This window comes from Vreelandella mediterranea (assembly GCF_970647075.1).
Window position 1 is genome coordinate 1,547,275 of record NZ_OZ310198.1, and the last position, 19,769, is coordinate 1,567,043.

Annotated in this window: 12 protein-coding genes, 2 tRNA genes and 3 rRNA genes; 11 read left to right on the plus strand and 6 right to left on the minus strand. The window is 57.1% G+C overall.

The window, feature by feature from the left end; translation table 11 throughout:
• Window position 1: 1 nt before the first annotated feature.
• The 8 genes from cydD (at window position 2) to rrf (ending at window position 10,026) form a co-directional block, all read left to right on the plus strand.
• Window positions 2–1,678 carry a thiol reductant ABC exporter subunit CydD gene (gene cydD / locus ACWFVE_RS07300; RefSeq protein WP_447528620.1) on the plus strand — a complete coding sequence of 559 codons (1,677 nt, stop codon included), beginning with the start codon at window positions 2–4 and terminating at the stop codon, window positions 1,676–1,678.
• Complete coding sequence (gene cydC / locus ACWFVE_RS07305) at window positions 1,675–3,399, plus strand: thiol reductant ABC exporter subunit CydC (RefSeq protein WP_447528621.1); 1,725 nt, start codon at window positions 1,675–1,677, stop codon at window positions 3,397–3,399. The genes cydD and cydC overlap by 4 nt, the downstream gene beginning before the upstream one ends.
• Before the next feature lie 15 nt (window positions 3,400–3,414).
• Complete coding sequence (locus ACWFVE_RS07310) at window positions 3,415–4,413, plus strand: adenosine deaminase (protein WP_447528622.1); 999 nt, start codon at window positions 3,415–3,417, stop codon at window positions 4,411–4,413.
• A gap of 264 nt (window positions 4,414–4,677) precedes the next feature.
• Window positions 4,678–6,210: ribosomal RNA gene (locus ACWFVE_RS07315) — 16S ribosomal RNA — on the plus strand.
• A gap of 183 nt (window positions 6,211–6,393) precedes the next feature.
• Window positions 6,394–6,470, plus strand: a tRNA-Ile gene (locus ACWFVE_RS07320).
• A gap of 110 nt (window positions 6,471–6,580) precedes the next feature.
• Window positions 6,581–6,656 (plus strand) — tRNA-Ala (locus tag ACWFVE_RS07325).
• 255 nt (window positions 6,657–6,911) lie between these two features.
• Window positions 6,912–9,804, plus strand: a 23S ribosomal RNA gene (locus tag ACWFVE_RS07330).
• A 106-nt stretch (window positions 9,805–9,910) separates the two neighbouring features.
• Window positions 9,911–10,026, plus strand: a 5S ribosomal RNA gene (rrf, locus tag ACWFVE_RS07335).
• Together the 16S, 23S and 5S rRNA genes with 2 tRNA genes alongside form the textbook arrangement of a ribosomal RNA operon.
• 134 nt (window positions 10,027–10,160) lie before the next feature.
• Here the strand turns inward: rrf and guaD are convergent.
• From guaD to xdhA, 4 genes are read right to left on the minus strand one after another with little or no spacing between them, the layout of a single operon-like run.
• Window positions 10,161–11,477: a guanine deaminase gene (gene guaD, locus ACWFVE_RS07340; RefSeq protein ID WP_447528623.1), complete on the minus strand. Its 1,317-nt coding sequence runs from the start codon at window positions 11,475–11,477 to the stop codon at window positions 10,161–10,163.
• A 1-nt stretch (window position 11,478) separates the two neighbouring features.
• Complete coding sequence (gene xdhC, locus ACWFVE_RS07345; RefSeq protein ID WP_447528624.1) at window positions 11,479–12,345, minus strand: xanthine dehydrogenase accessory protein XdhC; 867 nt, start codon at window positions 12,343–12,345, stop codon at window positions 11,479–11,481.
• Entirely contained in the window at window positions 12,342–14,765 is a 2,424-nt protein-coding gene (xdhB, locus tag ACWFVE_RS07350) for a xanthine dehydrogenase molybdopterin binding subunit (RefSeq protein ID WP_447528625.1), read from the minus strand. Before xdhB ends, xdhC begins: the two co-directional genes overlap by 4 nt.
• Window positions 14,749–16,203, minus strand: a complete 1,455-nt coding sequence (gene xdhA / locus ACWFVE_RS07355) for a xanthine dehydrogenase small subunit (RefSeq protein ID WP_447528626.1) — start codon at window positions 16,201–16,203, stop codon at window positions 14,749–14,751. The genes xdhB and xdhA overlap by 17 nt, the downstream gene beginning before the upstream one ends.
• A 180-nt stretch (window positions 16,204–16,383) precedes the next feature.
• Here xdhA and ACWFVE_RS07360 point away from each other — a divergent pair, with 180 nt between their 5' ends.
• Complete coding sequence (locus ACWFVE_RS07360; protein ID WP_447528627.1) at window positions 16,384–17,010, plus strand: TetR family transcriptional regulator C-terminal domain-containing protein; 627 nt, start codon at window positions 16,384–16,386, stop codon at window positions 17,008–17,010.
• Between the two features lie 16 nt (window positions 17,011–17,026).
• Here ACWFVE_RS07360 and ACWFVE_RS07365 read toward each other — a convergent pair whose 3' ends face one another.
• Both ACWFVE_RS07365 and ACWFVE_RS07370 read right to left on the minus strand, forming a co-directional pair.
• Entirely contained in the window at window positions 17,027–17,356 is a 330-nt protein-coding gene (locus ACWFVE_RS07365; RefSeq protein ID WP_447528628.1) for a DUF6482 family protein, read from the minus strand.
• Window positions 17,357–17,368: 12 nt separating this feature from the next.
• Window positions 17,369–17,578: a hypothetical protein gene (locus ACWFVE_RS07370; RefSeq protein WP_447528629.1), complete on the minus strand. Its 210-nt coding sequence runs from the start codon at window positions 17,576–17,578 to the stop codon at window positions 17,369–17,371.
• A 376-nt stretch (window positions 17,579–17,954) separates the two neighbouring features.
• Here ACWFVE_RS07370 and ACWFVE_RS07375 point away from each other — a divergent pair, with 376 nt between their 5' ends.
• Window positions 17,955–18,989 (plus strand): COX15/CtaA family protein, encoded by a 1,035-nt coding sequence (locus ACWFVE_RS07375; RefSeq protein WP_447528630.1) that lies wholly within the window; start codon window positions 17,955–17,957, stop codon window positions 18,987–18,989.
• 158 nt (window positions 18,990–19,147) lie between these two features.
• Complete coding sequence (locus tag ACWFVE_RS07380) at window positions 19,148–19,615, plus strand: DUF2489 domain-containing protein (RefSeq protein WP_447528631.1); 468 nt, start codon at window positions 19,148–19,150, stop codon at window positions 19,613–19,615.
• Window positions 19,616–19,769 lie beyond the last annotated feature (154 nt).

Consider the following 19,769-nt stretch of genomic DNA (forward strand, 5'->3'; position numbering starts at 1 on the left):
TATGAGGGGTAATAACCAAAACCCTGAGCTGGTAACGCCGCGCCACTTTCTTAAAACGCTGGCCCAACAAGAACGAAAAAGGCTAGCGGGCGCGGCGGCCTGCGGGGTGTTGGCCGGGACCAGTACCGCCATCTTGCTGGTGGGGCTGGCCTGGCTCGTCGATCAAATCCTTTTGCAGAATCGGCCACTGGCCTCGCTTGGCGAGGCCTTTTTAGCGCTTATGGGCCTGGTCGTACTGCGCGCACTTTTTCAATGGGGTCAGGAAGTATTGGGGCTCGAGGCAAGCCTTCGGATTCGCCAGCGGGTTAGAAAAGAGCTGATGGCGAAGCTTTCAAGCCTCGGTCCCTTGTGGCTGACCCGTCACCAAAGCGGGGCGCTTGCCACCCAGGTGGTCGAGCACGTCGACGCGCTGGAAGGCTACTTTGCCCGCTTTCATCCCCAACTTCGTATCGTGCTGCTGGTGCCGCTGATTATCGCCTGCATCGTTGGCGCGCTCGATTACCTGGTCGTCATTTTCCTGTTGCTTTCCGCGCCGCTCATCCCGGTTTTCATGGCGCTGGTGGGTATGAGTGCGGAACGCTTGAACCGCGAGCAGTTCGGCGCGGTCTCGAGGCTCTCGGCCCACTTCGTGGACCGGGTAAGGGGCATGAGTACACTGCAGCTTTTTGGGCGCACAGCGAAAGCGCGTCGCGACGTGTGGTATGCCACCGACGAGTACCGTCGTTTGAGCATGAAAACGCTGCGTCTTGCGTTTCTCTCTTCGGCGGTACTCGAGTTCTTTGCTTCTGTGGCGATTGCGGTGGTGGCCATGTACGTCGGCTTTGGCCTGCTTGGTTACATCGATTACGGCCCGGCGACCTCGTTAACGCTTTTCTCCGGGCTTGGGGTGTTGCTGCTGGCGCCGGAGTTTTTCCAACCGCTGCGCACGCTTTCTCAACACTACCACGACCGCGCGGCGGCGCTGGGCGCGGCGGAAAGCCTCGTGTTTATCCTAAACGAGCCCGACTGGCTGGCAGTGCCCGGCAATACCCCACAAAGCCCCCAGGCGCTTTGCGAACTCGATGATGTCAGCGTGGGTTACGGCCAGAGCGAGCCCATTCTGAGTCAGGTGTCGCTGGTGCTTGCCCCGGGGGATGTCGTTGCTCTAACCGGAGCCTCGGGCAGCGGCAAGTCATCGCTTTTAGCGCTTTTAGCGGGCTTCATGCCCCCCCGTGAAGGCGAGCTTCGCTGCGCGCAGGCGCTAACGGTTGCCTGGCTGGATCAAAGCCCCTGTTTGCTTCAGGGAAGCCTTGCGGAGAACCTGAGGCTGGCCAATCCAAGCGCAACCGAAAACGATCTGTTCGATGCGCTGACGCGCGCAGGGCTCAAGGAGCTTCTGGCTGCGCTTCCCGAGGGGCTCGATACCCCGCTTGGCGAGCGCGGTGTAGGGCTCTCCGGCGGCCAGGCCCAGCGGCTGGTCTTGGCGCGTGTCTATTTGAGCCCGGCGCCGCTGGTGCTGCTCGATGAGCCGACCGCCAATTTGGATAACGCGACCGAGGCGCTGGTGATTGAAGCGCTTCATGCGTGGGCGAAAGCGGGGCGCACGCTGGTCATCGCCACCCATCACCAGCAGGTCATGTCGATCGCAACCCGCCATTTTCACTGTGAAAGCGCCCATGTGCGGGAGGTAGCTTTATGAAAGACCTTTACCAGGCGTTCCGCCCTTGGCTTTTTTTGCTGACGCGCCGCCGCCGGCCCTTTTTCATGGGCGCGCTGCTGCTGCTGGTGACGCTGCTGGCTGGGCTGGCGCTTTTAGGGCTTTCGGGCTGGTTCATCACCGCCTGCGCGCTGGCCGGTCTTGCGCTGGCAGCGGGGCTGCCAACGACGCTCGATATCTACGTTCCCGGGGGCGGGATCCGTTTTTTTGCACTGCTACGCACCGTCGCCCGATATGTCGAGCGGCTTTATAACCATAATACGGTGTTGACCCTTTTGGCCGATCTGCGCCACAAGGTATTTGGCTATCTCACTCATATGGATGCCGCCACCCTGGGCCGCCGCCGAGCGAGCGATTGGCTCACCCGCCTCACCGCAGATATCGACACCCTGGATAATTTCTATCTGCGTCTTTTGATCCCGCCCTTCGTGGCGCTTGCGGCGATTATCGTCGTGTCGCTATTTACGGCTCTTTGGCTGCCTGGGCTTGCGGTCGTCGTTGGGCTGACGCTCGGCGCGCTCTGGGTTGTGCTCACCCTGGGCTTTGCCTGGCTGGGGTTTCGTCAAAGCTATCAGCAGGTACGCGATCAGGGGGCGCTGCGCAACCTGGTGCTCGATCAAATCCAGGCGCGCGCGGAGCTTACAAGCTATCAAACCAATGATTGGCACCAGCAAAAAATCGATGCGCTCGAAGCGCGGGCCGCCACCAATCAGCGGCTTTTAGCACTAAAGGCGGCGTCGGGTAATGCGCTGATCCTTCTGGTCACGGGGGCGCTTTTAGTCGGCGTGATGTGGTTTGTAAGTCAGCCGGGTATTCAGCAAGCGGTCAGCGCGCCTATCGCGGTGATGATACTGCTGCTCGTTTTGGGCAGTAACGAGATATTCACTGCGTTGCCTTCCTCCTTCATCAAGCTGGGGGCAAGCTATGCAAGTGTCCAGCGTTTGAATCAGCTAACGCCTTCTCAGACCGAGAACGCGGAGCGTGCCTCACCTGTACTACCCGGCGACCAAGCGGGCTACGCGATCGCCCTCGAGCAGGTAAGCTACTGCTACCCGGGCATGCTGGAGCCGGCCCTGGAAGGCGTATCCTTTGATGTTCCTGCCGGCGCGCGCATCGCGATTACCGGCGTGTCCGGCGCGGGTAAGTCGACGCTTGCTCATCTGCTTCTCGGGCGTATCGCCCCGAGCAAAGGCAGCGTGAGCGTTGCTGGCCAGCCCGCCAACGCACTGGCATCGGATGAGCGCGCTCAGCACTTTGCGTTTCTTTCCCAGCAGGTCGACCTTTTTGACGCCACCCTTGCCGATAATCTGCGCCTGGCCGATGAGTCCGCCGATGACCAGGCGCTTTGGCAGGTGTTGGAGCGTGTTGGTCTGGATGACTGGGCGCGTAGCCAGCCCAATGGGTTACAAACGCCGGTAGGCGAGAAGGGGCGTCAACTTTCGGGTGGCCAGGCACGCCGGGTGGCACTGGCAAGGCTTTTTCTTCGCGACCCGCAAGTGGTGCTGTTGGACGAGCCGTTTGCCGGTGTCGACAGCGAGACTGCCCGCCATCTTGCTGACTCCCTCGACCAGTGGCTTACTGGGCGAACGGCCATCTACTTTATTCACCAGGTCGATGATGTATCGCTGTTACCCGGGCTCACGTATAGTTATTCGCTTCGCCACGGCCAGCTCATAAGTGGCCAGCGCATGGCGACGTGTTAGCAATAGGGGAATGTAATGCAAGAGTTTTTACGCCAACTGCCCAAGACAGAGCTCCACTTACATATCGAGGGCTCTATCGAGCCGGAGCTGATGTTCGCGCTTGCCAAGCGCAACGGCATCGCGCTCGATTACGCCACTATCGATGATGTCAAAGCAGCGTATCGGTTCGAAAATCTGCAGGGGTTTTTGGATCTCTATTACCAGGGCATGAACGTACTGCGCACCCAGCAGGACTTTTATGATCTAGCGCTCGACTACTTCAAGCGTGCCCGGGGTGAAGGTGTCGTGCATATCGATATGCACTTCGACCCCCAGGCGCACCTGAGCCGGGGCGTAACCCTCGATGTCGTTATGGGCGGGCTGCTTCAGGCCAAACAGGAAGCCGAGGCGTCGCTGGATCTTTCCGTCGGGATGATCATGGCGTTTCTTCGCGACCGTTCGGCCGACGAAGCGTTGGACGTGTTTGAGAAGGCCGCCCCTTACTGGAAAGAGCTCGACGCCGTTGGACTCGACAGCGCGGAGTACGACAACCCGCCTGGTCAGTTCAAAGCGGTTTTTGATCGCGCCCGAGAAGAGGGCATCCGCTGCGTTGCCCACGCGGGGGAGGAGGGCCCAGCGGAATACATTCGTCAGGCACTCGATGAGCTCAAGATCGTTCGCGTAGACCACGGTGTTCGCTGCCTGGAAGACAGTGAGCTGGTCGAGCGCCTTCGCCGTGAGCAAACAGTGCTGACGGTTTGTCCGCTCTCCAACGTGAGCTTGAAGGTGGTCGATCAGCTTCATCAGCATCCGCTGCCTAAACTGCTCGAAGAGGGCTTGAAGGTAACGATCAGCTCGGACGACCCGGCCTATTTTGGTGGTGGCCTGCTTGCCAACCATATGGCCTGTCTGGACGCGTTTGGCTGGAGCAAGGCAACGTTTCATCAGCTAAACCGTAACGCCCTCGAAGAAGCCTTCATGAACGAGGAGCGCCGGCAAGTGTTACTCGCACGTCTGGATCAGGCAATTAATTGAGAAAAGCACACGCCAAAGGGTTGACGTATAACCATAAGTGAGTAGAATACGCACCACATCGAACGGGCAGCGCCCTTCGGTAGCTCTTTAACAATTTGATCAGGTAATTCATGTGGGCGTTTGCCGATGAGGGTGACAAGTCACCTTATATCAAGGCAAGCGCACAAGAAGAGTTTTCGAATTCTTCAAATTCGTTTGAACCTTGAGCCAGGATTGATTCGCCTCTGTTGCTTTCGAGCGACAGGCAAGAATCACAATGATTTTAAACTGAAGAGTTTGATCATGGCTCAGATTGAACGCTGGCGGCAGGCTTAACACATGCAAGTCGAGCGGTAACAGGTCCAGCTTGCTGGACGCTGACGAGCGGCGGACGGGTGAGTAATGCATAGGAATCTACCCGGTAGTGGGGGATAACCTGGGGAAACCCAGGCTAATACCGCATACGTCCTACGGGAGAAAGGGGGCTTTGGCTCCCGCTATCGGATGAGCCTATGTCGGATTAGCTGGTTGGTGAGGTAACGGCTCACCAAGGCAACGATCCGTAGCTGGTCTGAGAGGATGATCAGCCACATCGGGACTGAGACACGGCCCGAACTCCTACGGGAGGCAGCAGTGGGGAATATTGGACAATGGGCGCAAGCCTGATCCAGCCATGCCGCGTGTGTGAAGAAGGCTTTCGGGTTGTAAAGCACTTTCAGCGAGGAAGAACGCCTGGCGGTTAATACCCGCCAGGAAAGACATCACTCGCAGAAGAAGCACCGGCTAACTCCGTGCCAGCAGCCGCGGTAATACGGAGGGTGCAAGCGTTAATCGGAATTACTGGGCGTAAAGCGCGCGTAGGTGGCATGACAAGCCGGTTGTGAAAGCCCCGGGCTCAACCTGGGAATGGCATCCGGAACTGTCACGCTAGAGTGCAGGAGAGGAAGGTGGAATTCCCGGTGTAGCGGTGAAATGCGTAGAGATCGGGAGGAATACCAGTGGCGAAGGCGGCCTTCTGGACTGACACTGACACTGAGGTGCGAAAGCGTGGGTAGCAAACAGGATTAGATACCCTGGTAGTCCACGCCGTAAACGATGTCGACCAGCCGTTGGGTGCCTTGTGCACTTTGTGGCGAAGTTAACGCGATAAGTCGACCGCCTGGGGAGTACGGCCGCAAGGTTAAAACTCAAATGAATTGACGGGGGCCCGCACAAGCGGTGGAGCATGTGGTTTAATTCGATGCAACGCGAAGAACCTTACCTACCCTTGACATCCTGCGAACCCGGGAGAGATCCCGGGGTGTCTTCGGAAACGCAGAGACAGGTGCTGCATGGCTGTCGTCAGCTCGTGTTGTGAAATGTTGGGTTAAGTCCCGTAACGAGCGCAACCCTTGTCCCTATTTGCCAGCACGTAATGGTGGGAACTCTAGGGAGACTGCCGGTGACAAACCGGAGGAAGGTGGGGACGACGTCAAGTCATCATGGCCCTTACGGGTAGGGCTACACACGTGCTACAATGGCCGGTACAAAGGGCTGCGAACTCGCGAGAGTAAGCGAATCCCAGAAAGCCGGTCTCAGTCCGGATCGGAGTCTGCAACTCGACTCCGTGAAGTCGGAATCGCTAGTAATCGTGGATCAGAATGCCACGGTGAATACGTTCCCGGGCCTTGTACACACCGCCCGTCACACCATGGGAGTGGACTGCACCAGAAGTGGTTAGCCTAACTTTGGAGGGCGATCACCACGGTGTGGTTCATGACTGGGGTGAAGTCGTAACAAGGTAGCCGTAGGGGAACCTGCGGCTGGATCACCTCCTTAAACGATGCGTCACTCTCCCGGCAAGCGCTCACAATGAATTACCTGATCAAGTGATAGAGCAAACGGTTGATGCACGATCCCCTCTTGGGTCTGTAGCTCAGTTGGTTAGAGCGCACCCCCTGCCCTTAATGAAAAGGAGGGTGAGGTCGGCTAGCCAGGCACGCTTTTGAGGCGATAGTAACCGGGTCTGTAGCTCAGTTGGTTAGAGCGCACCCCTGATAAGGGTGAGGTCGGCAGTTCGAGTCTGCCCAGACCCACCAAATTTTATCCATCGCTGCGTTATTTCATGACTCGCATGGAAGGCCATGCTTCGCCATGAAATGCCTTGCGCTGAATAAAATTACCCGGTGGGATGGTTTGTGAAAACGATGGGGCCATAGCTCAGCTGGGAGAGCGCCTGCCTTGCACGCAGGAGGTCAGCGGTTCGATCCCGCTTGGCTCCACCATTATCTCCACTACCGTTTGTTTGTTTCGTGACCATTGATAAGTCGCACGTTGTACGTCGCCTTATCACTGTTCATTGAACAGTCGCTCTTTAACAATGTATATCATGCTGACAGTATCGAATGACGATATGAAGACAACAGCCTTAGGGCTTGTGTGTTCGTGGCGTGATCTCGATACGCAATTGTTTTGTGATACGTTTCAAGCGTATCCGGCAATCGTTGTCATTGCGGGATCCAGACTCCTTCGGGTTATAGGGTCAAGCAATGAAGCGCACACGGTGGATGCCTAGGCAGTCAGAGGCGATGAAAGACGTTGTAGCCTGCGATAAGGTTCGGTGAGGTGGCAAACAACCTGTGACCCGGACATCTCTGAATGGGGAAACCCACTGACCACAAGGTCAGTATCGTATCCTGAATACATAGGGATACGAGGCGAACCGGGGGAACTGAAACATCTAAGTACCCCGAGGAAAAGAAATCAACCGAGATTCCCCCAGTAGCGGCGAGCGAACGGGGACCAGCCCTTAAGCATGTGAATGATTAGACGAACGGATTGGGAAGTCCGGCCGTAGCGGGTGATAGCCCCGTAGTCGAAAGTCTGATCATGTGAAATCGAGTAGGTCGGGGCACGAGAAACCCTGATTGAAGACGGGGGGACCATCCTCCAAGGCTAAATACTCCTGACTGACCGATAGTGAACCAGTACCGTGAGGGAAAGGCGAAAAGAACCCCGGCGAGGGGAGTGAAATAGATCCTGAAACCGTGTGCGTACAAGCAGTAGGAGCCCACTTGTTGGGTGACTGCGTACCTTTTGTATAATGGGTCAGCGACTTATATTCAGTGGCGAGCTTAACCGATAGGGGAGGCGTAGCGAAAGCGAGTCTTAACTGGGCGACCAGTCGCTGGATATAGACCCGAAACCGGGCGATCTATCCATGAGCAGGGTGAAGGTTGAGTAACATCAACTGGAGGCCCGAACCAGGATCTGTTGAAAAAGATTTGGATGACTTGTGGATCGGAGTGAAAGGCTAATCAAGCCCGGAGATAGCTGGTTCTCCTCGAAAGCTATTTAGGTAGCGCCTCACGTATCACCACCGGGGGTAGAGCACTGTTTCGGCTAGGGGGCCATCCCGGCTTACCAACCCGAGGCAAACTCCGAATACCGGTGAGTGCAGCGTGGGAGACACACGGCGGGTGCTAACGTCCGTCGTGAAAAGGGCAACAACCCGGACCGTCAGCTAAGGTCCCCAAATCCTGGTTAAGTGGGAAACGATGTGGGAAGGCTCAGACAGCTAGGAGGTTGGCTTAGAAGCAGCCATCCTTTAAAGAAAGCGTAATAGCTCACTAGTCGAGTCGGCCTGCGCGGAAGATGTAACGGGGCTCAAACCAGGTACCGAAGCTACGGGTTCATCCTTAGGGATGAGCGGTAGAGGAGCGTCGTGTAAGCCGATGAAGGTGGATCGAGAGGTCTGCTGGAGGTATCACGAGTGCGAATGCTGACATGAGTAACGATAAGGGGAGTGAAAAACTCCCCCGCCGGAAGACCAAGGTTTTCTGTTCGATGCTAATCAGAGCAGAGTGAGTCGGCCCCTAAGGCGAGGCCGAAAGGCGTAGTCGATGGGAAACGGGTCAATATTCCCGTACCGGATGTCATTGCGATGGGGGGACGAAGAAGGCTAGGTGAGCCAGGCGTTGGTTGTCCTGGTGAAAGCGAGTAGGCCTGGGTCTCAGGTAAATCCGGGACCCTTTAAAGCCGAGACGCGAGACGAACGGATTACGATCCGGAAGTCACTGATGCCACGCTTCCAGGAAAAGCCTCTAAGCTTCAGATGACATGCGACCGTACCCCAAACCGACACAGGTGGTCAGGGTGAGAATCCCAAGGCGCTTGAGAGAACTCGGGTGAAGGAACTAGGCAAAATGGTGCCGTAACTTCGGGAGAAGGCACGCCGGATTAGGGTGAGAGGACTTGCTCCTTCAGCCCGAACCGGTCGAAGATACCAGGTGGCTGCAACTGTTTAGTAAAAACACAGCACTCTGCTAACGCGCAAGCGGACGTATAGGGTGTGACGCCTGCCCGGTGCCGGAAGGTTAAGTGATGGTGTTAGCCCTCTGGGCGAAGCTCTTGATCGAAGCCCCGGTAAACGGCGGCCGTAACTATAACGGTCCTAAGGTAGCGAAATTCCTTGTCGGGTAAGTTCCGACCTGCACGAATGGCGTAATGATGGCCACGCTGTCTCCACCCGAGACTCAGTGAAATTGAAATCGCCGTGAAGATGCGGTGTACCCGCGGCTAGACGGAAAGACCCCGTGAACCTTTACTATAGCTTCACACTGGATACTGATGTTGCCTGTGTAGGATAGCTGGGAGGCTTTGAACTCCGGACGCCAGTTCGGAGGGAGCCAACCTTGAAATACCAGCCTGGCATCATTGGTGTTCTCACTCGGGTCCGTTATCCGGATCGAGGACAGTGTGTGGTGGGTAGTTTGACTGGGGCGGTCTCCTCCCAAAGAGTAACGGAGGAGCACGAAGGTACCCTCAGCACGGTCGGACATCGTGCAATGAGTGCAAGAGCATAAGGGTGCTTGACTGCGAGACAGACACGTCGAGCAGGTGCGAAAGCAGGTTCTAGTGATCCGGTGGTTCTGTATGGAAGGGCCATCGCTCAACGGATAAAAGGTACTCCGGGGATAACAGGCTGATACCGCCCAAGAGTTCACATCGACGGCGGTGTTTGGCACCTCGATGTCGGCTCATCACATCCTGGGGCTGAAGTCGGTCCCAAGGGTATGGCTGTTCGCCATTTAAAGTGGTACGCGAGCTGGGTTTAGAACGTCGTGAGACAGTTCGGTCCCTATCTGCCGTGGGCGTTGGATGTTTGAGAAGGGCTGCTCCTAGTACGAGAGGACCGGAGTGGACGCACCTCTGGTGTTCCGGTTGTCACGCCAGTGGCATTGCCGGGTAGCTATGTGCGGACGGGATAACCGCTGAAAGCATCTAAGCGGGAAGCCCCCTTCAAGATGAGACATCCCCGAGGCCTTGAGCCTCCTGAAGGGCCCAGCGAGACCAGCTGGTTGATAGGCACGGTGTGGACGCGCTGCAAGGCGTTGAGCTAACGTGTACTAATGGCCCGTGAGGCTTGACCCTATAACACCCAAGGGGTCTGGTCCTGCAGTGACAACGACGCTCGAAAGAGCACCGGATACATTGAGACGATCACAAGACAGTCAGCCGATATACATTGAAAGTTACGCCTGACGACCATGGCTTGCGTGAACCACCCGATCCCTTGCCGAACTCGGAAGTGAAACCGCAACGCGCCGATGGTAGTGTGGGGTCTCCCCATGCGAGAGTAGGTTATCGTCAGGCACCTCTTCGAAAAAGCCCCGAGCACTTTGTGTTCGGGGCTTTTTTATGCGTGCAGGAAATGTTCCCGTGCCGCCGCCACCCAGGCGGCGCGGTGCGCCGCATCGCTGGCTGAAGCCTGCTCCTACACTACGTTTTTACCAAGCCTCACGGGCGTGCTGGCAGCGACCGTTCGACCAGGTTTCAAAAATAGCGCGGTCATCACCTAGCATCATCAGCGCGAACAGGCGCTCGCCAAGGGTCGTACATCGCTTTACGCGCCGCGTTAAAAGCGGGGTAGCGGCCGGATCGATCACCACAAAATCTGCTTCCATGGAGGGCTTGAGCTGGCCGATCGCGTGATCGAGCGAAAGCGTTTTAGCGTTACCGTGCGTCAGCCCGTAAAAACCCTGCCAGGCAGTGAGTGGCTGGTCGACAAGCTGGCCTACCTGATAGGCACTTTTCAGTGTCGCAAAGCCGGTCAGGTCCGTACCGGCGCCGATGTCGCTTGCGTAGGTAAATGCCATGCCGGTTTTGTCTGCAGCGTCTCGATCGAAGAGCCCGCTACCCAAAAAAAGATTAGAACTCGGGCAAAAGGCGATGCTGGCACCCTGCGCCGCCAAGCGCTGTCGCATGCTGTCATTAAGATGAACGCCGTGGGCAAAGGTGCTTTTAGGACCGACCAGCCCGGCCTGCTCGTAAACGGCCAAGTAATCCTTGCTACCGGGAAAGAGTTCCGCCACCCATTCGAGCTCGCCGCTGTTTTCAGCCAAATGTGTTTGTAGCCAAAGTGTAGGGTCGTTACGTAACAGTGCGCCGGCCGCATCCATTTGTGCTTGGGTCGAAGTCGGCGCAAAGCGGGGTGTGACACTATAGCCAAGTCGGTCGTGGCCGTGCCAATCGGCGATCAGCCTCTCGGTGTCCGCAACGCCGCGAGCGCCGTCCAGCAGTTGCTGTGGCGCATTGCGATCCATCATCACCTTACCCGCGAGCATACGCAGCCCGCGCTTCTGGCAGGCGCTAAAAAAGGCGTCGACCGAGGGTGGGTGGCTCGAGCCAAATACCTGCGCCGTCGTCGTTCCGGCACGGAGCATCTCATTCAAAAACGCCTGGGAGAGCGACTCGGCGTGCGCGGGGTCTTGAAAGCGGCACTCTTCAGGAAAGGTGTATTCGTTCAACCAGTCCAGCAACTGACGCCCATAAGAGGCCATGATATCGAGCTGCACGTAGTGCACGTGGCTATCGATAAAGCCGGGCATGATGAGCTTGTCGGAATAATCGAGAATGTTCGCCTCGGAGGGTAGGCGAGAGGTTAGCTCGTCAAAACGGCCGACGGCGTGGATATGGCCGCCCTTGAGCCATAAAAGACCGTCCTCGAAATGTTCGACACTGCCGGCAGCTGGTTTATCGCCATGGCCGGGGTTGTCAGCGAAACTTAAAAGTTCGGCGCGAATGAAAGTATCGTTAATCGTCATATCATTTATAGGATGGAGAGTCTTTGAAAAGCGGTTTCAATGTGGTGCTCTCGAGACCGCGTATGGAAGTGGGTTGCTCGCAGTCGGTAAGCCAGAGCAGCTCCGTCACGGCGCTTAGTGCAATTGCGTAAGGCGCCTTGTTGTAAAGTTTGACGCCGTTGAACACACCAATGGGGCTTCTTACCCGTTCGATCTGCGCAGTACTATGCCCTGCACGCTCAAGTCGGCCTTTGAAGCTTGCCCACTTGCTTTCTGAGCCGATCAGGCCGATCGAAGCGACATCTTCTTGCTCGATGAGCGCTTCAATGAGCGCGTAGTCCTCATCGTGGCTGTGTGTGACCACGATGGCGTGACAGTGGGGCGGAAGCGCCTGAATAGCGTGAACCGGGTCGTCGAGTAACGTCTGATTTAAACGTGGCGCGTCCGTGTCTTGAGACAGAGTATCCGGGCGGCTGTCAAACCAGCAGCGCTGCCAAGGAAGTGGATGGGTGAGCTCGATGATATGCCGACCAATATGACCCGCGCCGAATACCGCAAGGTGCGTTTTGGCGCCCGCGAATACTTCGAGCATGATATTGACGAAGCCTCCGCAGCACTGTCCACTTCGCCCCCCCAGCGAGAACGCTTCAAGATGAAACCCGGTCTCTCCGTCACGCAGATAGCGCCGCGCCGCCTCGATGGTTTGCCACTCGAAAGTCCCGCCGCCCAGCGTATCGACCACACCTTCCAGCGTGATGACCATGCGCGCGCCGGGCTCACGGGGAGTCGATCCCATGGCGGTGACCTGGGTGGCCAGCACGTGGGGCAGGGCGTTTCGCTGGCAGTAATCCAGCGCGGCGTGCCAGGTGGAGAGCGTGGCCTCCTTCATAGGGCTCTTGGCCTGATGGCTTGGGCGGCCAGCATGACCCGCTCGGGGGTGGCCGGGGTGTCCAGTGCCGGTGAACACCGGTATTGGGTCAAGCTCGAAAGCGCGTCACGAAGCGCTGACCAGACGCTGATACCCAGCATGAAAGGGGGCTCGCCCACCGCTTTGGAGCGGTAAAGGCTCGCCATCGAGTTGGGGTGGCCTTCCATCAGTGCCACGTTGAACACCGGCGGCAGATCGCCGTAGGTGGGGATCTTGTAGGTGGCTGCACTGCTGCTCATGAGTGCGCCCTTGTCACTCCACTTGAGTTCCTCACTGGTGAGCCAGCCCATTGCCTGGATAAAACCACCTTCGATCTGACCGATATCGATGGCGGGATTCAGCGCATCGCCCACGTCGTGCAGAATATCGACCCGATCCACTTGGTATTCGCCGCTAAGCGTGTCGACGCTCACTTCCGATACCGCCGCGCCGAAAGCGAAGTAGTAAAACGGGCGCCCTTGACCTGTGGCCCGGTCGTAGTGAATCAGGGGGGTGGCGTAAAAGCCTTTTTCCGAAAGCGATACCCGGTTTAAGTAAGCCGTTTGCACGAGCTCGCCCCAGCCAAGACGGTACTCACTTTCGCCAGTGCCGGCGATCAACATTCCGTCTTCCAGGCGCATACCTTCACGGTCGAGCCCGCCTTCGACATGCCCGGCGGCAAAATCGAACAGCCGCTCACGCAGTTTACTGGCCGCGTCTCTTGCCGCCATGCCGTTCAAGTCAGCGCCACTGGAGGCCGCGGTAGGCGAGGTGTTGGGCACTTTGTCGGTGCGCGTAGCGCTAATACGGACGTTATCCAGATTGAGCCCCAGCTCGCGCGCCACGACTTGGCAGATCTTGGTATGAAGCCCCTGACCCATCTCGGTGCCGCCGTGATTGATCATCACACTGCCGTCGGTATAGATGTGGAGCAGAGCACCCGCCTGGTTCAAGTGCTGGGCAGTGAAAGATATACCGAACTTCACCGGTGTCAGTGCCAGGCCTTTTTTGATGATCGGGCTCGAATCATTGAAAGTTTTTACACTTTCGCGGCGTGCCCAATAGTCACTGTCGTGTTCGAGAGTTTCGATCAGCGTATGCAGCAATGCGATCTGATCGACTTTCTGACCGTAATGAGTGGTATCGAAACCTTCACGGTAAAGGTTGCGCTTGCGCACGGTGAGCGGGTCGACGTTGATGCGACGGGCAATATCGTCCATGGCCGCTTCGATGGCCATCATTCCCTGGGGGCCGCCAAAACCGCGAAACGCCGTGTTCGAAGCCGTGTTGGTCTTGGCACGGTGCCCGGTAACCCGCGCCGCGTTCAGGCAGTAAGCGTTATCGGCGTGGAACATCGCGCGGTCGACGATGGCGTCGGACAGATCCGGCGAGTAGCCGCAGTCGCCGACGAGGTCGATATCGCCGCCCTGGATAACGCCCAGCTCGTCGATGGCCAGACGGTAGCGATTGTGGAACGGGTGACGTTTGCCAGTCGCTTGCATATCCGCAGTGCGTGGCAGGCGAAGGCGCACGGCTTTACCTGTGCGCCGGGCAATGATAGCGGCGATACACGCCCAGGGCGATGCCTGGGTCTCCTTGCCGCCAAAGCCGCCCCCCATACGGCGTACTTCCACGGTCACACTATGAAAGGGGATACCCAGCACTTCGGCCACCAGCTTTTGCGTTTCGCTGGGGTGTTGGTTGGACGTATGCACCACAACGCCCTCATCCTCGGTAGGCAGTACCACGCAAGCCTGGCCCTCGAGGTAGAAGTGTTCTTGACCGCCGACGAACAGTGCCCCTTCGATAACGTTATTCGCGCGCTCCAGCGTTTCGCGCCACTCTCCACGCTCTTGCACGTGGGTAGGGCGAACCAGCTCGTTGCGCTCGGTGGCCGCGACCGGGTCGAGGCGTGCCGGCTGCTCGTCGATCTCCACCCGGACAAGCGCCGCCGCCTGGCGCGCCGCCTGATACGAGGTGGCCGCTACCGCGAACAGGCACTGACCGGCGTAGCTTATCTCTCGATCAACGAAAATGGGGTCGCCGGGAAAAACCGGGCCAATGTCGGTATGCCCGGGAACATCGGCAAACGTGATGACATCCAGCACGCCAGGCGCGCGGCGCACCGCCTCAAGGTCGAGTCGTGTCAGCGTACCAAAAGCCGCAGGCGAAAGCCCCAATGCGACGTGAAGCGCATCTGCCGGGGTCTTCAGATCATCGATATAGCTTGCCTTGCCGGTAACATGCTTGCGGGCGCTTTCGTGATAGCTCGACGAGCCAGCCTGGCGGTGGCCATCGCTTTCCACGGTGTGGCGCGCCAGCGGGCCGGAACCGGTAATATGATCCTTGAGTTCCCGCCGGGCGTGGCGGCTTTCGCTGTCGAGCTTAGTGAGCGTACGCATGAAGCATTACCTCCTGATGGGGAGTGCTGAGCGTCACGTAAAGCCGCTCCAGTAGATTCGCCGCCGCCTGCTCGCGATAGTGCTGGCTGCCACGCACATCACTCATGGGTTGGAAGTCCTGTAAAAGTGCGCGTTGCGCCGCTTTGAAGCTTGCCTTGGACACCACTTGGCCTTCGAGCGCGGCTTCAGCATTCGATGCGCGTTTGGACGTAGCCGCCATGCCTCCAAAACCGAGGCGAACATTGGTGAGTACGTCGTCTTCAAGCGTGTAGTGAAACGCCCCCAATACGGCAGAGATATCGTCCTCGCGACGTTTGGAAAGCTTCCAGACGCGAAGCGAGGCGCTGTCATTCAGCGCCGGGATGAAAATCCGGCTAATGACTTCATCCCTTTCCAGAACGGTCTTTTTGTAATCGACAAAAAAGTGCTCGAGCGGGATCGCACGAACCCCGCTTGGCCCGGCGAGTTCCAGCCACGCCCCCAGTGCCAACAGTACCGGCGGTGTATCGCCAATGGGTGAGGCGTTAGCGATATTGCCGCCCAATGTTCCCCGATTGCGTATCTGGCGTGAGCCCAACCGCTCGAGAAGGTGCCCAAAAGCGGGGAAGTGGCGCTCGAAAAGTGGCTCGAGCTCGGTATAGGTCACCGCGCTACCCACCCACCAGCCCGCAAGGGATTGGTAGCTCGCCTCTTCGATAGTGCGGAGTTCACTGACGCGGGTAACATCGATAAGCTGTTTGAGCGGGTGAAGCTGTTGAGTGGTTTCAAGCCATAAATCCGTGGCACCGGCCACCAGCCTCGCCTCTGGGGAGCGGGCGCGTAGCGCTACCAGTTCATCGAGCGATATCGGCGTTGCAAAAAAGTTGGACGCATTAGCCGCCAGCTCGGCTGAGCCGAGTGGGCTTTGGGGCTTGGCGGCGACGTCGAACCAGTCGGGTGGTTGCCAAGGGTGCTCCTGCATCTTGAGAGCCGCATCTCGAATAGGACGGTAGCCAGTACAGCGGCAAAGATTGCCCCCCAATGCCCCTTCTAGCATTGCATTGGAGTAGGGTGCGTTCGAAGGTGAGCCCTCATGCAGTGTGAACAGCGACATGACGATTCCCGGCGTGCAGAAGCCGCACTGACTGGCGTGGCATTCGATCATGGTTTGCTGGGCGGGGTGTAGCTCATTGCCCGCCTCGAGGCCTTCGACAGTGATGAGGAGCTTGCCCTGTAACTGGTGGGCCGGGGTAATACAGGCATTCAAGCTCGAGAAGCCCGCATCCGCGTCATCTGAGTCGCGAATGGCAACGGTGCAGGCGCCGCAGTCGCCAGAGGCACAACCCTCTTTTGTCCCGGTTTGCCCCAGGGTTTCGCGTAAAAGCGTTAAGGTACTCGTGTCCGGCGCCACGTCGCACTGCGTTTGAACGCCATTTAGTACAAACTCAATGGTTGCCATCGGCTCTCCCCATTTTATTCTGACCAATTGGTCAATAGAGTAGAGCCTGGGTTAAAAGATAGCGTTGTGCAAGACTTTGTTGTATGCCTCTATGTGGTGCTAAAACGGTCATTTTTGGTGCGTTTTAGTGCTTTTCGACGGTATGCAGCCGACCATGGTGTGTAAAGGAATCATCCTGAAATGAGCAGCCCCTCCTTGAAAGAAAGAAGTAGCCGCGATGGCGTTGAGCAATCCATTCTCGATGCGGCCGAACACGTGTTTGCGCTTCACGGATACCGGGGGGCGAGCCTTCAATCGATTGCCGACCGGGCCGGGTTACCCAAGGCCAACGTGTTGTACTATATGGGCAGCAAGCAGGCGCTTTATTTAAAGCTTCTCGACAAAATGATGCAGCGATGGAACGCGGTACTGGAAGATATTACCCCCCATAGCGACCCCCAAGAGGTGTTGAGTAACTTTATACGCACCAAAATGATGCTAGGGCAGCGCTATCCGGAAGGCTCGCGCCTTTTTGCGTTAGAAATTTTAGCTGGCGCGCCTTTTTTGGAAAGCTACCTGGAAGGGGAGCTTCGCGCGTGGGTCGAAAGTCGAGCCGTCGTAATCCGTCAGTGGTCCGCTATGGGAAAAATGGATGACGTCGACCCGCGATACCTGATTTTCCTGATCTGGTCGTCTACCCAGCACTATACCGAGTACGGTGCCCAGGTGAACGCCATACTGGGGCGCGAGCGTCTAAGCGACGAGGATGTCGTCAACGTAACGGCATTTTTGGAGCATGTGATTTTAAAAGGGTGCGGGGTGGCCTGACCCTAAGCCGCTGTGCTCAGGTACGAAGCGCGACCCGGGTGCCAAACTCGAGGCGTTGTTCTGCAGAGACCGTTTGAGTCGGCGCGCCGATCATTTCATCGAATACGTCGGCGTGGGTCAGTACGGCCTGGTGAAAGCCCAGCGGGCGCAGCGAGCGGCTGACCCACTGAGGGCCGGTGAAAAGCTGCGTGCTACCCTTTTCATCGATCAGTTCTTTAACGCCTTTGGCGTGATGAAGTCGCACGATATACCAGCCGGTATCCAGTGCGTAGATCTCCACGCGGTAGGTATCGAAGGGCGCGCGCTCTTTAGCGAGCGCGCTTAACGTGATCGTGTCGCGTTGCATGAGGCGGCAAGCCTACTGGGGCGGCTCGGCGTCAACGCCTGGCACGCGGTAACGGGCGCCTTCGGCACGCTGCTCTTCAAAGCGCTGGTTTTCGTCTTCCGGTACGACGCCTATAACGGTCTCCTGCGAGCCATCTGGCCAAGTGTAGGTTGTACAGCCATTTAGACCCAGTAGTAGCGCCGCGCTTAGCGAGGCCGTCAGTAAGGTGCGGCGTTGAAACATCAAACACTCCCTCGATCACATTATATTTTGAATAGCAGATTCGATAACACGGGTAGCCCTTCAAAACGGGGCATCGATGCTATCCTGTTGCCTGCGCTAACGCTGTAAACTATAGCGGATACCTTCGTAAATATAACGCAATTTATCCCAGGGCAAGAATTCGACGCTGATCCTCGTACATTCGGGTCAGCGGTCGCGACGCTATAGCGCAGGCCAGAAACCGATGTATTGGCGTATGATCGGCTCGCGCCGTTTCTGCCGAATTGAGCCGCACTGCTTCAAACAGACAGTTCTATTTTAAGTGGTTCTACTTTGGCTTGCATTACGAAGGATCGTTAGCAACGCACTATGGGCCGTACGTAGGTAAGGAAACAGTATGCAAGACGCCATGGAAAAACGTTTGCGATGGCTTGGCTATCTCACGTTATTCGGAACGCTTTTGACCGCCTGCGTCATTTTATTGGGTGCCTGGACGCGTTTGGTCGATGCCGGGCTTGGCTGCCCGGACTGGCCTGGCTGCTACGGGCGCTTACTGGTGCCCAATAGCGAAGACGCCGCGCTGATACATCCTGATGCGCCTCTCGACCCGGCCAAGGCATGGATGGAAATGATTCATCGCTATATGGCTACGCTTTTAGGCGCGGTAGTCGTGAGTATCGTCGTGTTTGGGCGCAAACTTCGCCACCTGGAGGGCTACCCTTGGCAGTTGAGTTTAGCGCTGCTCGGGGCGATTGCGATTCAAGGTGCTTTTGGCGCGTTTACCGTTACGCTCAAGCTCTGGCCTCAGGTAGTCACACTGCACCTTTTAGGCGGTCTAGGCGTATTAACGCTTTTTTTATGGCTTCATCTGCGCGTTCGTCACAATGTTCACAAAAGGCGCTTGAAGCGGCGCCCGATCAATGGGCTTTGGGCGGTGGCGGCAACGTTTTTGTTGCTCCAGCTTGCGTTGGGGGGCTGGGTGACCAGCAATTATGCCGGGCTTGCCTGCCAAGGGGTGCCTACGTGTAACGCACAGTGGTGGCCGCCAATGGACTTCAGTGAGGCGCTGCATCTAACCCAGACGGTAGGGCCTAACTACCTACATGGCCAGCTCCATTTCAAGGCGCGCACGGCTATACAAGTCATGCACCGTGGCGGCGCGCTGCTTTTAGGGCTCTCGCTTTTGGCGCTTTGGTGGCGCTATCGCCACATTGCGGCCTTAAAAGGCGTGCTTACGCTCGCGCTTGCCACTTTTATAACCCAGGCCGCATTAGGTATGGCCAATGTTTTAATGTGGCTGCCACTGTGGCTTGCGCTCATGCACACCGCCGGCGCGGCGATGCTCTCAGTCAGCCTATGTCTAGCGTGGTGGCGTTGGCGTCAGCTAAGCGACAACGAATACCGACAAATCCAGAAAATCCCTTCGCGTTGAAAATTTCTTCGCGTTGAATAGGGCGTAGATAAAATTGGTTAAATCAACTATATAGGGTGTACAATTATCGCATAGTTATTGGTTAATGCCGGGTCAGGGCTTTTCAGGTTTTTAAGCAGCATCAGACCCTGTTGGCAAAAACTCATCAAGGAAGCCGCATGAATTCTATTTTAGCGCTAGTATTACTGCTGTTGGGCGCTGCGGTCGTGGTGGGGTTGGGCATTTATGCTTTGACCCTACGCAAAGAAGTAAAGCGCCGCGAAGCATTTCGCATTGAAGAAGACCAGCGCGCTCAGCAAAACAGTTTGGAAAACCTGGACTACGTGGCAAGCGCGCTGGTACAGGAACAGGTCGATATTACCGAAGGCTGCTGGCGCTGTAAGGTGTTGCTCGAGATCGTTGATCCGAGTTTGACCGAGCGCGACGAATTCCGGCCCTTCGCCGATGTATACAACCGGACACGTCATCTTAAAACGCATTCGGCAAGAAAGCAGCTCTCACCGCGGGAGCGTATGAGCGAGGACAAAGAGCGCATCGAAGTCGAAAACGAGATGCGCCCGGCAGTATTGAGTGCAGCGAAGGCCGTACTCGAGTGGCGAGCCCAGGGCGGTTCGGCGCTTCATTAATATAGCGATCACTTCTCTATAGACGTGCAGGTGAAGTTAGCGTACTTTTCTTGGCGTCGATAATGAGAGTTTTGCTATGATTGAAATGCCGGTATCGGCAAGAAGTTGATATCACGGCATGGATGCGGTCTAGTCTGCCTTGGTAGGCAGGGGA